The sequence below is a fragment of the Nostoc sp. genome (genome assembly GCF_036917095.1).
In the GTDB taxonomy this organism is placed as follows: Bacteria; Cyanobacteriota; Cyanobacteriia; order Cyanobacteriales; family Nostocaceae; genus Nostoc.
Window position 1 is genome coordinate 1 of the sequence record NZ_JBALFH010000053.1, and the last position, 16,724, is coordinate 16,724.

General features: G+C 44.7%; 15 protein-coding genes and 1 pseudogene. 7 read left to right on the top strand and 9 right to left on the bottom strand.

The genetic code is table 11. The features are described 5' to 3' along the window. Positions 1-102 precede the first annotated feature (102 nt). The 6 genes from V7L01_RS35530 to dnaJ form a co-directional block, all read right to left on the bottom strand. A complete protein-coding gene (locus tag V7L01_RS35530; RefSeq protein WP_442937052.1) occupies positions 103-264 on the bottom strand; it encodes a DUF6888 family protein in 162 nt (53 codons plus the stop codon). Between the two features lie 49 nt (positions 265-313). After that, entirely contained in the window at positions 314-1,903 is a 1,590-nt protein-coding gene (locus V7L01_RS30730) for a glycoside hydrolase family 57 protein (protein ID WP_335041670.1), read from the bottom strand. A gap of 402 nt (positions 1,904-2,305) precedes the next feature. Next, complete coding sequence (locus V7L01_RS30735) at positions 2,306-2,440, bottom strand: hypothetical protein (RefSeq protein WP_335041673.1); 135 nt, start codon at positions 2,438-2,440, stop codon at positions 2,306-2,308. Positions 2,441-2,500: 60 nt separating this feature from the next. Then, positions 2,501-3,613 (bottom strand): small ribosomal subunit biogenesis GTPase RsgA, encoded by a 1,113-nt coding sequence (gene rsgA / locus V7L01_RS30740; RefSeq protein WP_335041675.1) that lies wholly within the window; start codon positions 3,611-3,613, stop codon positions 2,501-2,503. Further along, on the bottom strand, positions 3,610-3,867 hold the full coding sequence (locus V7L01_RS30745) for a sulfurtransferase TusA family protein (RefSeq protein ID WP_335041677.1): 258 nt from the start codon (positions 3,865-3,867) through the stop codon (positions 3,610-3,612). Before V7L01_RS30745 ends, rsgA begins: the two co-directional genes overlap by 4 nt. Further along, positions 3,867-4,994, bottom strand: a complete 1,128-nt coding sequence (gene dnaJ / locus V7L01_RS30750) for a molecular chaperone DnaJ (protein WP_335041678.1) — start codon at positions 4,992-4,994, stop codon at positions 3,867-3,869. Before dnaJ ends, V7L01_RS30745 begins: the two co-directional genes overlap by 1 nt. A gap of 166 nt (positions 4,995-5,160) precedes the next feature. On the opposite strand from dnaJ, the gene V7L01_RS30755 reads away from it, so the two are divergent. Further along, positions 5,161-5,439 (top strand): hypothetical protein, encoded by a 279-nt coding sequence (locus tag V7L01_RS30755; RefSeq protein ID WP_335041679.1) that lies wholly within the window; start codon positions 5,161-5,163, stop codon positions 5,437-5,439. Between the two features lie 235 nt (positions 5,440-5,674). Here the strand turns inward: V7L01_RS30755 and dnaK are convergent, their stop codons facing one another. Together dnaK and grpE are read right to left on the bottom strand one after the other, a co-directional pair. After that, complete coding sequence (gene dnaK, locus V7L01_RS30760) at positions 5,675-7,633, bottom strand: molecular chaperone DnaK (protein WP_335041681.1); 1,959 nt, start codon at positions 7,631-7,633, stop codon at positions 5,675-5,677. Between the two features lie 228 nt (positions 7,634-7,861). Then, positions 7,862-8,611, bottom strand: a complete 750-nt coding sequence (gene grpE, locus V7L01_RS30765) for a nucleotide exchange factor GrpE (RefSeq protein ID WP_335041683.1) — start codon at positions 8,609-8,611, stop codon at positions 7,862-7,864. Positions 8,612-9,195: 584 nt separating this feature from the next. Between grpE and V7L01_RS30770 the strand changes: the two genes are divergently transcribed. From V7L01_RS30770 to V7L01_RS30785, 4 genes and pseudogenes are all read left to right on the top strand, one after another. Next, on the top strand, positions 9,196-11,199 hold the full coding sequence (locus tag V7L01_RS30770; protein ID WP_335041686.1) for a GspE/PulE family protein: 2,004 nt from the start codon (positions 9,196-9,198) through the stop codon (positions 11,197-11,199). 116 nt (positions 11,200-11,315) lie between these two features. Further along, positions 11,316-12,446: pseudogene (locus V7L01_RS30775) on the top strand (type IV pilus twitching motility protein PilT); the annotation flags it as partial. 74 nt (positions 12,447-12,520) lie between these two features. Next, the gene (locus V7L01_RS30780; protein WP_335041689.1) at positions 12,521-13,747 is read left to right on the top strand and encodes a type II secretion system F family protein; all 1,227 of its coding nucleotides are present in this window, start codon (positions 12,521-12,523) and stop codon (positions 13,745-13,747) included. 115 nt (positions 13,748-13,862) lie between these two features. Continuing rightward, positions 13,863-14,423, top strand: a complete 561-nt coding sequence (locus tag V7L01_RS30785) for a hypothetical protein (protein WP_335041691.1) — start codon at positions 13,863-13,865, stop codon at positions 14,421-14,423. Between the two features lie 241 nt (positions 14,424-14,664). On the opposite strand, the gene bioU is transcribed toward V7L01_RS30785, so the two are convergent. Beyond that, on the bottom strand, positions 14,665-15,687 hold the full coding sequence (bioU, locus tag V7L01_RS30790; protein WP_335041693.1) for a (S)-8-amino-7-oxononanoate synthase BioU: 1,023 nt from the start codon (positions 15,685-15,687) through the stop codon (positions 14,665-14,667). 232 nt (positions 15,688-15,919) lie between these two features. Here bioU and V7L01_RS30795 point away from each other — a divergent pair, with 232 nt between their 5' ends. Together V7L01_RS30795 and V7L01_RS30800 are read left to right on the top strand one after the other, a co-directional pair. Further along, entirely contained in the window at positions 15,920-16,180 is a 261-nt protein-coding gene (locus V7L01_RS30795) for an AbrB/MazE/SpoVT family DNA-binding domain-containing protein (RefSeq protein WP_335041695.1), read from the top strand. Then, positions 16,168-16,497 carry a type II toxin-antitoxin system PemK/MazF family toxin gene (locus V7L01_RS30800; protein ID WP_335041697.1) on the top strand — a complete coding sequence of 110 codons (330 nt, stop codon included), beginning with the start codon at positions 16,168-16,170 and terminating at the stop codon, positions 16,495-16,497. Before V7L01_RS30795 ends, V7L01_RS30800 begins: the two co-directional genes overlap by 13 nt. Positions 16,498-16,724 lie beyond the last annotated feature (227 nt).

A 16,724-nucleotide genomic window follows, 5' to 3' on the forward strand; every position in this document is an offset into this window, starting at 1 on the left:
CAATTAGCGATCGCCTGTGCCAGTTGCGTCAGTTATACAGTACTAGAGTACTAGTAATTGGCGATCGCCTGTGCCAGTTGCGTAAGTCCTGAGTACAATGACTTAGAGTTCATCTCCAGCTAGGATGTAAACTTGCCCTGTTTTGTCGTCAAATCGAAATAAGCGGATGTCTTTGTAAAGATTTGACAGCATTTGACAAACCCTTACACAGGCTAAGGCTTGCTCTGTTGTTGGTAAAATAAACGAATGCTCCTCACTACTAATATAGGGTGAGCATTGCCCACCCTACTACTGTTGATTATTTTTTGTGAGACTACAACGGACGATAGACGCGATAGTTGATTTCGGGGAAGATATTATCCATTAACTCGACTTTTTCCAACCAACCACTGTCAACTTTGCCGATTTTCACATCTTCATAGAGCTTATTAAACCGCATTAGGTGCGATCGCGTCCGTCTAACTGCATAGGGTACCATTGTTCCCGTCCGCATAATAAATGCCCAGTCAGAAGATTGTGCTAATAACAGTTCCCGCGCTGCTTGGTTAAGCGCTTTCCACTGCAATTCATCCTCTGGTTCCAAATGCGAGATTTCAATCATCCGTTCAGCAGCTTTGTGCAAATGCGGATAAACCCACGCGTTCGTTTCATTCAACCAATATTCGTGGAAACCCTTGAAACCCCAACTTGACTGCGAAGGGCGACAGACTTGCTGAGTTGGTTGATCCCGCAAATAGTCTGCTAAATGGGTCATTTGATATGTTTTTTGGTCATACCATGACTTGCGGAATAGGTAATCGATGAACCAGGGGCCTTCATACCACCAATGTCCAAATAACTCTGCGTCATAAGGCGAAACGATAATTGGCGGACGCTGCATTATACCATAGAGATGCTCAGATTGCTGCTCTCGGTTATACATAAAGTTAGCAGCGTGTTCTGCTGCCTTTTCCCTAGCCCAATAAGGATCGTAGAGTGCCTTATCTGATAGACCTAAGCCACGTCCAGTAATTTTGTGATACTTAATACCAGTATTTTTTCGCTGACCATTGGGCATGATGTAGGGTTTAATATACTCATATTCTGCTTCCCAGCCCAAATCTTTGTAAAATTCTCGATATTCCGCCGCCCCAGGATAGCCCACCTCAGAAGACCATACCTGTTGCGAAGATTCATGATCTCGACCAAAGACAGCAACACCAGTTTCTGTATAAATTGGGGCATAAGTGCCAAAGCGCGGACGGGGACGGGCGTAAAGGATGCCATGCCCATCAGTGAGAAAGTAGCGTAGCCCAGCATCGGCTAGCATCCGATCTAAACCTTCATAGTAGGCGCATTCCGGCAACCAAATGCCTCTAGGTGCTTTTCCAAAGGTTTGCTCGTAATGTTCGCAAGCTACCTGAATTTGCGCCCAGACCGCTTCTGGATACATTTTCATCAACGGCAAATAGCCGTGAGTAGCACCGCAAGTGATGATTTCTAGGTTGTTACTGTCTTGGAACTGCTTAAAAGCTGTCACCAAGTCACCGCTGTACCGTTCCCATAGCTGACGCGCTTCTTTAAACTCAGTAATGTAATGTTCGGCTAAATAACGAAGATGTCCGTTATTGACATTATGTTCTGCTTCTAGTTGTATAAGTTCTTCTAGTTGGGTTAAGTGTGCGTCATAGCGTTCTTGAAGTAGAGGATCGCGAAGCATCGACACTAGAGGTGGTGTCATACTCATCGTGATTTTAAAGTCGATACCGTCTCGCTTTAAGCCTTCAAATACTTTCAATAAGGGGATGTAGGTTTCTGTGATGGCTTCATAGAGCCATTCTTCCTCCAGCACGTAGTCACTTTCCGGGTGACGAACGAAGGGCAGATGTGCGTGGAGTACAAGCGCGACGTAGCCGATAGCCATAGTGATTTTGGGGTGATACTTGTAAGTTGAAGGTCGAGAGGTTTGGCTGAAATTAACAATATTTTAAGACTTTATGGGGATCGTAAGAATAGTTTTCAATTGAGTTAAATACAGTGTCTGTAGGGTCACAAAAGTGTTGTCCCTCACTGCGTATTGTTGTTAACTAGTTTTGAATCTCTGTAAAACCTGCCTATTTGTTTATTGTATAATCCTGTACCTAAAATATTTACTCAGGTTTAATGCCTGTGGCTCATAAGCGTTCTGCCAATTTTTTAGCTCGTTGGCGTTCCTGTTCTAGTTGCTGGTTCTCTTGCTGCAACTGTGGTTTTGCTTCTTTTGGCAATATTCTGGGTTAAAAAAGCGTAATTTACTAGACAAGATAGTTTTTCTGGCGTTGCTGAATCAAGGGATGATTCTTGTAAAGTGGGCGACACGAGCGCCCTGAAATACAAGGGACGGGCAAGATGCCCATCCCACAAAACTAGCAAAATCATCCCGCAAATATGCAACGCCGATAGTTTTTCTGTTTGTATCCATACGGCGACAAACCTTTATATAGAAGTGCGTAGGCGCAGCCCGTCCTAGACATCGCACTGCTTATTCCTCATCCCGATATAACTCTTGCAAGTCCTGTAACTGAGTCTTGCGGGAAATCCGGCGATATTTTTTACTTTCTAGCTTGGGTTCGTATTGACTCTGCCCTTTGCCTTTGCTTTTTAACTTCATGTTAGATTCAGGATCGGCTTGTTGGTGCAGCTGAGTTTGACGAGCGATCGCATCGGACAAAAATTCTAAATAATGTTCGTATCGTTCCCAGTCTCCCCGCACCGCACATTCAGGCTCGTCTCGATGCAGACAATCACTAAACCGACAGCTAGCAACTGCTAACCGCTTTCTGGCTTCTGGGAAATAATAGATTAATTCTTCTGGGTTACAATCCATGTCCGGCTGATTAAAGCCGGGAGTATCTGCAAGCATTCCACCGCTAGGCAACTCAAATAATTCTATATGGCGAGTGGTATGACGACCACGAGCTAGTTTGCCAGAAACTTCTCCCACTCGCAGCTGAAGAGAGTTAATCAGCGAATTAATCAGGCTGGATTTACCCACGCCGGAAGGACCAGCAATCACGGTAATCTTACTGCTCAAATACCTGCTTGTTTGGTCAGTATTTATACCATCTTTGACGCTGATAAATATTGGTTCATACCCCCAACCGAGAAGGCGATCGCTAACTTGTTCCTGTTCTTGCAGTGAAATTAAATCACTTTTATTCAAGCATAAAAGCACATCCAAGCCTGTAGACTCAGCTTTAATCAGAAAGCGACTCAGCTGGTAAGGTTCCAAAGGCGGATCGGCTACGGCAAATACCAATAGGATTTGGTTGACATTGGCGATCGCTGGACGATCTAATTCGCTTTGACGGGGCAAGACATCAGCGATCGCTCCCCGTCCTCCAGCCCAATCTGGCTCTTCTACCACAACGCGATCGCCTACCATCACCTGTTGTCCGATTTTTTTCAAACGTGTTCTTCGGGTACAAAGCAGGAGAGGGGGATAAGGAAGATGAGGAGGATCTTGCTCTCCCATCTGCCTTATCTCCCTCATCTCCCCATCCTGTCGATCCAGGTGTACTCGGTAAAAATTAGCTTGTACAGCCAGCACTGTACCCAATAACTGTCCAGTTACGGCAAAATTTTCCGCTGTCATTGGCCAGCTTCTGGACGGCGCACTAACAGAGAAAAATAACTAGTGCAGTCTGTAATTTGTTCTACCTGATAACCTGCCATTGTCAGACTATCAGGAACCTGTTCAATCGGCTCACCTGGGTCTAGCCAGACTTCTAGCAAACCTCCCAATGGCATTTTTTCCAGACGTAGTTTTGTCCGCACAAAATTAATTGGGCAAGGAGTGCCCCGTAAATCAAGTTGAGCATCGGGAGTTAAAACAGAGGAGGGCTTCATCACTTAAATAAATTTCCCAAGAATCCTTCTAGACCGCCTTTACCAGTGCGATCCCCCTTAATTTTAGCCAGCTTCTCTAACAGTTCCCTCTCCTCTGGGGTAACTTTATTGGGAATATCAATTAATACTGTCAGCATATGATCCCCACGACTTACGGGATTACCCAAGCGGGGTACGCCACGATTTTCCAACTTCATCACTGTATTGGGCTGCGTTCCCGCTGGAAGAATCAGTTCCACTGGGCCATCTACCGTATCTACCTCTAACCGACAACCTAAAATCGCTTGCAGATAGCTAACTTTAATTTCCGAGAGAATATTAATGCCATCCCGTTGGAATTCCTCGTCCTCATTCACGAACAAGTAAACGTACAAATCCCCTGGAGGCCCACTGCGTTGACCGGCATCTCCTTCACTAGAAATCCGCAAGCGGGTGCCATTATCCACCCCAGCTGGAATGGTAATTTTGAGTTTCTTTGTGACTTGATTTGCGCCCTTACCATCACAGGCATCACACTTATCTTCAATTACCATCCCTGTCCCATTACAGGTGGGACAAGTCGAGACTTGAGTGAAACTGCCAAAGGGTGTTCTAGTTACACGGCGGACTTGACCCGATCCGCTACAAGTCGAACAAGTCCGAGGGCGGGTTCCAGGTTTAGCACCAGAACCGCTACAAACTTCACAATTTTCTAGATGGGAAATGCGAATTTCTTTTTCACCGCCAAATACCGCTTCCCGAAAGTCTAACTTCAGGTCTAGCCGCAGGTCATCACCTCTTGCAGGGCCACTGCGCCGTCTTTGTTGCGTGGGATTACCCATACCGCCAGCAAAGCCACTAAAAATGCTTTCAAAGATATCGGCAAAACCACCCATATCGCCGACATCTTGGAAGCCCGCGCCAGCACCTGACACACCCTCTGGGCCAAAGCGATCGTAACGAGCGCGGGTTTCTGGTTCCGAGAGTACCTCGTAAGCGCGGTTAATTTCTTTAAAGCGATCCTCCGCGCCCGGTTCTTTGTTCACATCTGGGTGATACTTCCGGGCTAAACGACGATAGGCTTGTTTGATTTCTTCTTTGTCGGTGTCACGAGAGACACCCAGGATTTCATAATAGTCGCGGGCCATATAGCAAAGGTAAAAGTTAGAAGGAAGAAAGCAGAAGGCAGTAGAAGGTCACGGTCATTTGCTACCCTACGGAAAAGTGTTTTGCCTACAGATGAACAGTAATACAGTAACAGTATCCGTTTAGAGGGTGGCTTGCCGGAGGACAGGCAGAAGATAAAATTAATTTTTGTTAATAACTGATTTTACCCTTTACCTTTTACAAAAATCACCGACAAATCTTGAGCAACAGGTGCTTTCCTCGTGGGAGACGACAAAAGCTATAGAAGTTAGGAGCAGGGGAAGCCTTTGCTCAGACTTCTCACTGCCGAGTCGGCTGTCTCTTTTACAATTGTGCTACGTAGGAGAGGAAAACCCCGCCCATCAACTAGAGGGGCTAGCCGCACCATTAGGTGTGGAAAACCACCCATATGCAATGGAAGTGCATCTGAACTGGCACATTGCCTAGCTCAAAGTAATTTGCTTCTACAATCTAGCAAACCGCTGGAGTCTTGTGAAACTTCGCTAATTTTATAATCACTATATTTAGATATATTAAAGTGTCTTAATAAAAATCTGCAACTTAGGGAGTGGGGAAGAGGCAAGGGGCAGGGGGCAGGGAGGAGAATAAAAAATTAAAAATTACCTCTTATTCCCTGTGGTCACTGTTCCCTACCCATTTGCCTCTTCCCAATACCCAATCCCTAATCTATCGCCTCATAATCAGCCTGTGCTGTACTTTCTTCGTCAAAATCAAAGTTGAATTGTGGTATTAGTGTGCCATTCATTGGTGAGTCTACTTCTGGGGTAAAGAGACTAGCTGAAGCCTCCTCAATCTCATCACCTTGGCTGTTAGCTCGATTGTAGACATCAGCACCAATTGCAAACAGGGTTTGTTGGAAGTCGTCTAAGCGCTGCCTAAATTCCACTGTGGAAATGTTGGAGTCAATCATTGCAGCTTGGAGCTGTGAAACTTTTTCACTGGCCAAGGTTTTGATCTGGTCGCCGATAAAGTCGCTATTATCCTTAATGGTGGATTCGTAGCTGAACAACAGATTATCTGCTTGGTTTTTGAGTTCAACCAGTTCTTTACGTCTTCTATCTTCTTCGGAAAACAGTTCGGCCTCTTGGCGCATCCGTTCGACTTCGTTGGTACTCAAACCACCTGTATTGGTAATCCGAATACTCTGTTCTCTTCCTGTACCTTTGTCTTGGGCAGAAACCTTCAGAATGCCGTTGACATCGATTTCAAAGGAGACTTCAATTTGCGGCACACCTCGTGGCGATGGGGGAATTCCTGCTAGCAGAAACTTGCCGAGACTCTTGTTATCTCGTGACATTGCCCGTTCACCTTGGAGGATGTGAATTTCCACTGAGGTTTGTCCATCAACTGCTGTGGAAAAAACTTGTGACCTACTTGTAGGAATTGTGGTGTTGCGTTCAATGATTTTGGTGAACACTTCACCCAAGGTTTCAATTCCCAAGGACAGAGGGGTGACATCCAATAGTAAGAGATTATCGACTTCACCACCCAACACGCCCGCTTGGATAGCCGCTCCCAATGCTACAGCTTCGTCAGGGTTGATAGAGCGATCGGGAGCTTTGCCGTTGAAAAACTTAATTAGCGCGTTTTGGACTGCGGGAATACGGGTAGAACCACCTACCAAAATAATCCGATCTATGGCTGGTGGTTTGAGATCCGCATCTTTGAGCGCTTGGATCATTGGTTCGATCGTCGCTTCAATTAATTTCGCTGCGAGTTCTTCAAATTTAGAGCGGCTGAGTTCCATCTCCAGATGCTTTGGCCCGGTGTCATCAGCCGTGATAAACGGCAAGTTGATGGAGGTATTCACCATGCTGGAAAGTTCAATCTTTGCCTTTTCCGCTGCTTCCCGCAGGCGTTGCAGTGCCATCTTATCTTTGGAAAGGTCGATTTTCTCTTGTTCCTGGAAACGTTCCATCATCCAAAGCACGATCGCATTATCAAAGTCGTCTCCCCCCAAGTGGTTGTTACCACAAGTCGCCTTAACTTCAAAAACGCCATCCCCAAGTTGCAGGATCGATACGTCGAAGGTACCGCCTCCCAAGTCAAATACTAAAATTAACTGCTCTTGATCTTGCTTTTCCAATCCGAAAGCTAAAGCCGCAGCTGTTGGTTCATTGATGATTCGCAGGACTTCTAATCCAGCAATCGTGCCAGCATCTTTAGTTGCTTGTCTTTGGGCATCTGTGAAATATGCTGGTACGGTAATTACTGCCTGAGTCACCTCCTCACCCAAGAAGTTTTCTGCATCCTGCTTGAGCTTTTGCAGGATCATGGCGGATAGTTCTTGTGGCGTGTAGTTTTTTGAGCGAATTTGGACATCAACGGTATCATCTCGACCTTTGATACAGTTGTAGGGGACGCGATCGCGTTCTATTTCAGTCTCTTCCCAACGCCGCCCGATGAATCGTTTAATACTGTAAATTGTGTTTTCGGCATTGGTTACGGCTTGGCGTTTTGCCAATTGACCAACCAAGCGATCGCCACTTTTCCCAAATCCCAGGATACTTGGAGTAGTTCGTCCACCTTCAGAATTGGAGATCACCAGTGGTTGACCGCCTTCCAAAACTGCGACGCAACTGTTAGTAGTGCCTAAGTCGATCCCAATAACTTTTCCCATACTTACCAGTATTTTTACGGAGTCTTTCTGCTGTAATTTGTCGCGGACTAACTTTTTTGCTACGAACCAAGGCTAGCGGATAACGTCTGTGGAACCCCTGTTGCTGGTAGCAATGCCAGAAGTTGAAATACAGAGAGTTATCCAAAGCCTTGTTCAAGTTTTAGGTACGCGATGCTCGTCCTTGCTAGAACCCAGGCACTTTTGGTCAGCGAGACGAGCGACTACAGCTTAACTGTTGGCTGGACTCGACTGATCTTCCTCCGTAGAAGGTGTATCTTCCTTTGGAGCAGCTACTTTGACCATTGCATGGCGCAGCACGCGATCGCCCAAGTAATATCCGCGCACTAACTCTTCTAACACTGTTCCTTCAGGATGTTCATCCGTAGGTTCCCGCATTACTGCTTCGTGCAGGTTAGGATCGAATTCTTGACCTTCAGGACGCATTGGTGAAACACCCAAGCGCTTCAGGCTATCTACTAATTGTTTGTAAACGCCTTGGTAACTTTTGTGCATTGTCATTTCGCCATCAGATTGCGGTTTGAGGTGCGATCGCGCCCGCTCAAAATTATCGACCACTGGCAGCAATTCCAGAATGGTGTTCCGCTTTATTTGTGTCTCTAGCTCTTCTTTTTCTTTGCTAGTACGTTTGCGATAATTCTCAAAATCAGCGGCAATCCGCATATATTGAGTACTACGCTCTTCTAGTTGGGTTTTAACAGACTCGATTTGTTGAGTCAGTTCTGCCAAAGCTGCTGTTTCCACTCCAGTTTTCTCACTTGCAGCGACGCTATTTTCTGGATTGAGATTAGCCGTATCCCCTGATACATTGGTTTGGGCTGCCACTTGCTCTGTCACCTCGCTACCAGATTCATTGAAATTAATTTGGGCTGGGGAGTCACTCTTCATTGCTTGCTTTACCTCTATTGGTTCACCCAATTGCTGGCTTGTATTGTTTATCTGTTTATTTTCATCCATCATTGTCTACTCATTCCAGATGCTTTTGATGGCAGTGTATCTCCACAGCTGGCAACCGTCGTCATTCACGACTTGCCACTGAGGCTGATTTTGCTGCCGACAAGTTCCTGGAAGTGATGTAACCGTCCTCTTATTGTGACAAATGGTGAACACGTTAGCCCAGACGCCATTAAGGCGGTAACCCGAACGAGTAGTCTACCTCTAGGAGTAAGTAATTTGGAAGAGTGGGACTGAATGTGATTCGCCCCCGATCTTATTCATGAGTCAGTTTTTTAATGAATTACTACTTAAAATTTAACCATTTATCAAATATTGTCATTCCTTCAAAAGTGCTAGTTAAATGCTGAGTCAGATGTTTTGAGTTTTGGGTTGTCCCTTATAACTAAAAATTTGTTGATTGAGCGGAGTCAGGAATTTATATTTTCTCTACTATTATTTCTTTTTCACTCAGCACTTAGCGAGAACTCTGAGCAACAGAAGCCGCTGCTCAGAGTTCGGTGACTCAGGACTTTTTTGGTAAATGAGAATTCTGTCTCACAGCCTGGGAATACTTTAAGCAGAGGTTTCCCCAAATCAATTGCTCATTTATGAACTCGTCACCACAACGGCGCAGTACCGCTCTAACTACCAGAACAGAGTTTTCGCCCTTCGGCAACAAGCTAGTGCAATCTGGCTATGTCAATACCGAACAGATGAGGCAGGCATTAATTGAAAGCCGCAAATCTGGCAGACCCTTAACGGAAGTATTAGAGTCAATCACTGGGCAACAACTATCGCCTGAGTTGCTCAGGCAGTACAAAAAACAGCAACTATTTGAACTTAAAATACTATACGGTGTTGAATTCCTCGATCCGGAAGTCAATTCCGTTGGCAACACGATGATGGGGAACCTGATTGAAACCCTCATCCCAGTGGATATCTGCCGTCGCCATCGTTTAGTACCACTGTCGAAACACGAAGACCAAACCCCGCCCTCAGTTTTAGTGGCGATGGTCGCTCCAGATAATCTAGAGGCTTCCGATGACCTGAATCGTATCTTGCGCCCCCAAGGCTTGGCCTTGCAGCGCATGGTGATTACCCAGGAAGATTACCAACAGCTAATCAACCAATATCTGGATGAAATGGCTGTTAAGCAGAAGCATCTGGAACAAGAAAAGTTTACAGATATTAATCAGGATTTAGAAAACCTCGGAAATCTCGATCTTTCGGATGCTCCTGAAGAAATGGAGGCCGATCTTGGGGCAGCGATGAAGGGTGCGGAGGATGCCCCAGTCATCAACCTAGTCAACAGAATCCTGGCTAAAGCCTTGCATGAGGGCGTTTCTGACATTCATATCGAACCGCAAGAAGAAAACTTACGCATTCGCTTTCGGAAGGATGGCGTACTGAAGGAAGCTTTCGATCCCCTACCGAAAAAAATCATCCCAGCGGTGACAGCCCGATTTAAAATCATCTCCAATCTAGACATTGCTGAACGCCGTCTACCCCAAGATGGACGTATCCGGCGGATGTTTGAGGGACGTAAGGTGGACTTCCGGGTGAATACCTTGCCCAGTCGCTACGGGGAAAAGGTGGTACTGCGGATTTTGGATAACTCCTCCACCCAACTGGGATTAGATAAGTTAATTACCGATCCAGAGACTTTACATATTGTCCAGGATATGGTTAGCCGTCCCTTTGGGCTAATTTTGGTAACTGGGCCAACTGGTTCTGGGAAAACAACTTCGCTGTATTCTGCACTATCAGAAAAGAACGATCCCGGAATTAATATCAGTACTGTGGAAGACCCAATTGAGTACAGTCTTCCAGGGATTACTCAAGTACAGGTAATTCGCGAAAAGGGGCTGGATTTTGCTACCGCTCTGCGGGCTTTCTTGCGGCAAGATCCAGACGTGCTACTGGTGGGTGAAACGCGGGATAAGGAAACAGCAAAAACAGCGATTGAAGCTGCCTTGACCGGTCACTTAGTATTAACTACCTTACACACCAATGATGCCCCAGGTGCGATCGCTCGTTTGGGAGAAATGGGGATTGAGCCTTTCATGGTTTCTAGTTCCCTAATTGGCGTTTTAGCTCAACGTTTGGTGCGGCGTGTATGTTCTGAATGTCGTGTTCCCTACACTCCCACAACCGAGGAACTGGCTCGTTATGGTCTATCAGCTTCCTCTGATGTGGGAGTCACCTTTTATAAAGCTAACACCTTGACATTAGAAGCGATCGCCGAAGCCAAAACCAAAAATCAGCTTTGCCCAAAATGTAGTGGCGGCGGCTACAAAGGGCGTTGTGGTGTCTATGAAGTCATGCGAGTCACCGAAAACCTGCAAACTCTCATCAACGAAGATGCACCCACAGAACGCATCAAGGAAGTGGCAATAGAAGAGGGCATGAAAACCTTGCTGGCTTACAGTTTGGACTTAGTGCGCGAAGGTTCCACCACTTTAGAAGAAGTAGAACGAGTAACGTTTACTGATACTGGTTTGGAAGCCGAGTTAAAAGCCAAACGCAAGACTGGTCTTACCTGTCGAACTTGCGAGGCCACATTGAAACCAGAATGGCTCGAGTGTCCCTACTGTATGACATCTCGGTTTTAAGACTAGTCATTGGTCATTAGTCATTAGTCATTGGTCACTTGTTAATGCTTACTAACTTTAAACAAATCAAATGACAAAGGACAAATGACAAACAATAAACATTAAAAGGAAGCAGAACTATGGAAATGATGATTGAAGACCTGATGGAGCAGTTGATTGAATTGGGTGGCTCGGATATGCATTTATCCGCAGGTTTGCCTCCCTACTTCCGTATCAGTGGTAAACTCACCCCCATAGGTGAGCATGTATTGACAGCCGATCAATGTCAAAGGCTGATTTTTAGTATGCTCAACAACACCCAGCGTAAAACCTTAGAGCAGAACTGGGAGTTGGATTGTTCTTACGGTGTTAAGGGTTTGGCTCGCTTCCGGGTCAATGTCTATAAAGAACGTGGTTCTTATGCTGCTTGCTTACGGGCATTAAGTTCTAAGATTCCTAACTTTGAAAAATTAGGTTTGCCAGATATCGTGCGGGAAATGACAGATAAGCCCAGAGGGCTAATTCTGGTGACAGGCCCTACAGGTTCCGGCAAGACAACTACCCTAGCGGCAATGATTGACTTGATTAACCGCACCAAGGCAGAGCATATTTTGACGGTGGAAGATCCGATTGAATTTGTCTACGAACCAATTAAAAGCTTGGTTCACCAGCGCCAACTAGGTGAAGATACTAAGAGCTTTGCTAATGCCTTGAAAGCAGCTTTGCGGGAAGATCCAGATATTGTTCTGGTAGGGGAAATGCGCGACTTAGAAACAATTTCTTTGGCAATTTCCGCCGCAGAAACAGGACACTTGGTATTTGGCACCCTACACACCAGTTCCGCCGCACAGACAGTTGACCGGATTATTGACGTTTTCCCCCATGAAAGACAAACCCAAGTGCGGGTGCAGTTGTCTAACTCGTTAGTGGCGGTATTTAGCCAAACCTTGGTATCCAAGAAAAGCCCTAAACCTGGTGAATATGGTCGGGTAATGGCTCAAGAAATCCTGATTGTCACTCCTGCTATTTCCAACTTGATTCGAGAAGGCAAAACATCTCAAATTTACTCAGCGATTCAAACTGGCGGGAAATTGGGGATGCAAACTTTGGAGAAGGTTTTAGCAGATTTTTACAAAGCAGGAACGATTTCCTTTGAAGCGGCGATGTCTAAGACATCTAAGCCTGATGAAATTCAACGTCTCATTGGTAATTCTACACCGCCCCAAGCAGCAGGTGCTAAACCTGGTGCGGCAGCCAAAGCACATTAAAGGAACTGGAGATAGGGGAGATGAAGAATTTTTCATCCCCTTGACTATTTTGAATTTTGAATTTTGAATTTATTATGCCAAACTACGTTGCCCGTGTTCGCGATTCGCAAGGAAAATCCCGAACAGAAAAAATTGTTGCCGAATCTTTGTCGCAAGCTCGTACTAATCTCAGAGATCAAGGTTTTGTAATCCAAGAACTCAAGCAATCTCAAGGATTTCAGCCAGATGTTGCCTTCAAAAATTTCCAGAATTCCTTGGTTAAGGTTTCTGTGAAAGACAAAGCCGTTTTTTCGCGTCAATTTGCCGTTTTGATGAATGCGGGAGTTGCGATCGTTAGAAGTCTGGGGGTGCTTTCCGAACAGTGTAGTAATACTAAATTGAAACAAGCCCTTATGGACATTAGCACCGATGTTCAAAGCGGAATGAATCTTTCAGAGGCAATGCGGAAGCATCCTGACTGTTTTGATGGATTATATGTGAGTATGATTCAAGCTGGCGAAGTTGGTGGTGTTCTAGACGAAGTATTGAATCGTTTAGCTAAGTTGTTAGAAGATGTTGCTCGTCTACAAAACCAAATTAAATCAGCAATGTCTTATCCAACGGTTGTGGGTTTTATCGCAGTTTCTATCTTTCTCGGCATGACTATTTTTCTTATTCCGATTTTCGCCACGATTTTTACACAAATTGGAATCTCATTACCACCTCTAACGCAATTTTTGATGGATGCTAGTAAATTTTTGAGAAGTCCGAGTGCTGTCATCCTTCTCTTTGTTCTTATAGGACTAAAAGTTGCCTTTACACAATACTCTAAAACTCCTGTTGGTCGCATCACAATTGATCGTCTTTCCCTCAAGATGCCATTGTTTGGTGACTTAATTCAAAAATCTTCAGTTGCCCGCTTTAGCAGGACTTTTGGTTCTTTGACTCGTTCAGGTGTACCAATTTTAACTTGCTTAGAAATTGTCCGAGATACATCAGGAAACCAAGTAATTGCCAATGCCATAGATGCAGCTCGTATGGAGATTCAACAAGGAGGTATGATTAGCATTGCTTTACAACAAAGTGATGGCGTTTTTCCGGCTATGGCAATTCAGATGATTAGTATCGGAGAAGAAACTGGAGAATTAGATGCAATGTTGATGAAAGTTGCTGATTTCTATGAAGATGAAGTTGAGCAAGCAGTAAAAGCAATGACCAGTATTTTAGAACCGGTGATGATTGTAGTTCTAGGGGGAATGGTGGGAACCATTTTGCTAGCGATGTATCTGCCGATGTTTGCGGTATTTGAAAAGCTGGGATAAAGGATTAATAGTAGAGCTAAAGACGCTCTGCCTCCAGTTAGGAATTAGGAGTTAAAATTTTTATTCCTAAGTTTTAACTCCTAACTGATTAATTTTATTCTTAATTTAATAAACTATGACTGTGCAAAAATCTCAGTACGAAGCGAGTTTGGCAGAGTACAGCAATCATCTAGCTGCGATCGCCTTACTAAAGCAATATCGGCCATACTTGGAGATGATTCCCAGTCTGCGCCGTCCAGATGAAAGTGTCATCACTATTCCTTTGCCAATTGTCCGTCTTCGCAACACTGCTATAACAGCATCACAAACGATTTCGTTACCCTGTGATGTGGCAATTTTGATGTGCGATCCTGAGTGGAAAATCAAAACTGGAGCAGAAATTTTAGTCTTTATTCATCGTGCTCATGAAGACTTTTCTGATTTGTTAGGACGTTGGCGACAAACCCAAGTTTGGCTAGACAATGATTATGAATGGTTGATGCCTCTGCGCCACAGTCATATTTTGAGTGAGGGAGCCAATACCGTATATCCTCTGTTTGTCGTTTTTAGCGATACTTTAGAACGCATCCAACGAGGACTCGTAGGAGCCGAACTTCCATTTATTATGGAAACATCAGATTCGCTGCTTGAGGAGAATTTCACAGATATTTTTTCTCCACAAATTCCACCAGTTTAAGTAGGTCGGCGTAATTAATTATCGTTGGGATAAGGCAGGGGGCAGGGAGCAGGGGGCAGGGGGAAAGAGGGTTTAAGTTTTATTTACTTTTCTTCATCCAGTTTGGTTTTATTGTGCCGACCTACTTAGAAAAAGTTAGGAGTTAAGAGTTTTAAATGGCAAATTTTGAACAAAGCTAGAGATTTTTAAGCCTCAAGTTTAGCTTTTTAACTCCTAACTCTTAACTCCTAACTTCTAACTATTACCTGACAAACTGCGGCATAATTTCAGCAGCAGTGAATATTCCATAGATACCGCGTTGGTGCAATTGTCTACCAGCTTTGAGATAACCAAAAGCAGGGCCGCAGACATTGGCTGCCATACTAGTTTCATCTCCCAGAGTAAAGGTATGGGTGGAAATCTTCCCTTCAAAGGTGCGCCCTGTTACCTTAACGTTGGTGCTGAGAGGCTTTTTAGAATTGCGAGTATCGACTACACCACCAACAGTAACGCGATCGCGCCCCACTATTCCGGCTACTTCTAACATCACATCATCAGCGTGTTCCATATTCGTCAAGGTAAGCACGCCATTAGTTTTATCTAATAGCGCTTCTACTTCCGCGTCAGTCATCGCTCTAGCAGTTTCCACTGTGTAACCAGGCATATGGCCAATATCTTCCCGAACAGTGGCGCGGTAAGCTTCCCAGTTAGCAATTCCTACCCCGAAGGTGATTTCGACTTGATGAATTTCGGCGTAGCTTTGGGCAGCTAAAGCAGCTGCGGCGGTTAGCAATCCGGGTGTTGCACCACAGCCTGTCATGTAGGTAATCCCAGCTGCTTGCAGCTCTTCTTTCATCCCCAGTAGTTGTTCTACAGCAGTGGTGCGCTTAATCGCATCCACTAGCACCCCACGCCAACCAGATTTGATAAACTCCTTGGCTACAGAGGGAATAAAGTCATTTGGCAAGTTGGGTAAAGCCAGAAAATACCCATCCACAGGTTGAGCTATTTCGATTAAATCCTGAATACTTTGATTTGTTAACGTACCAACTGGCTCTAAATGACCTACCGAACCTTGGGACTGGTAGGTTGCAATGCATTCTTGAGTATTTAAACCTTCAGCAGCGTAAGCGTAGCCTTTTTGATCTGCTGTGGCGACTAAAATCATTTCCTGTTTAGCAGCAAGTACCTTGGCGGCGGCTTGTCCGAGTCCGCCGAAACCTAGTACTCCTATGCGTATCGCTGGCGAAATATTTAGAGAATTTTTGACTTTTTCGGAATTCATAGTCAATTGGTTAAGTTGAATCAAAAGCCCTTAGCATTCGGCATCTCAGCTTCCGGCTTGTAACTGGTGGCTGATGGCTGATAGCTCAAAGCTATAGAGGTTAATTATGATTCATTATCCTGGGTTCTTTGGCTGACTGATGTTTTTTTTCTGTAAGTGAAAAATTGAGCGCTTGTTGACAAAAGCTGTAATTGTAATCACAATGTAATTACGCTTCAGGACAAGTATCGTCATGAGAACAGCAATTAGAACCCGTATTGTTAAAATTGGTAACTCTCAAGGTATCCGCATTCCTAAACTTCTGCTGGAACAAAGTGGTATTGGTGAAGAGGTGGAAATTGAAATTCAAGATTGTCACCTAATTGTCCGTGCTGCCTCTCGATCGCGTAAGGGGTGGGAGGAAGCATTTGCAACAATGGCTAAACAACATGACGATACACTGCTCGATGATGCCGTAACTACAGAGTGGGAGCATCTAGAGTGGGAGTGGTAGTCAATCGATTTGATGTGTTTTTGGTTAACCTCGACCCGACAATTGGCAGTGAGATTCAGAAGACAAGACCCTGTGTAGTAATTTCACCAGACCAGATGAACAAATATATTGCCACGGTCATTGTTGCTCCGATGACAACTAAAGGACAGTCTTATCCAACTCGTATTGCTTGTCAGTTTCAGGGCAAGGATGGGCAAATAGTTCTGGATCAAATTCGTACAGTTGACAAAACTCGATTAGTCAAAAAGCTAGGTCAGATTGACTCTGATGAACAAAAAGCAGTTTTAGATACTTTGGCTGAAATGTTTGCTGAATAATGTGTCTAAGAATTGTATACACCGAATGGTTATGAGATTCCAACCGTAATGGTTAGTTCTCTCAAGCAAAGTTTCCTTGTTGAAAGCGATCGCAGCATTTGAATTAGTTTCTTCAACTATCAGAAACGAAACCTGCCAGTAAGCGAGTACATTGACGGTCAAATTATCCATAAACCTATGCTACAGGGTAAATATAGTACGATTCAAGGTGAACTTTTACCTACTAT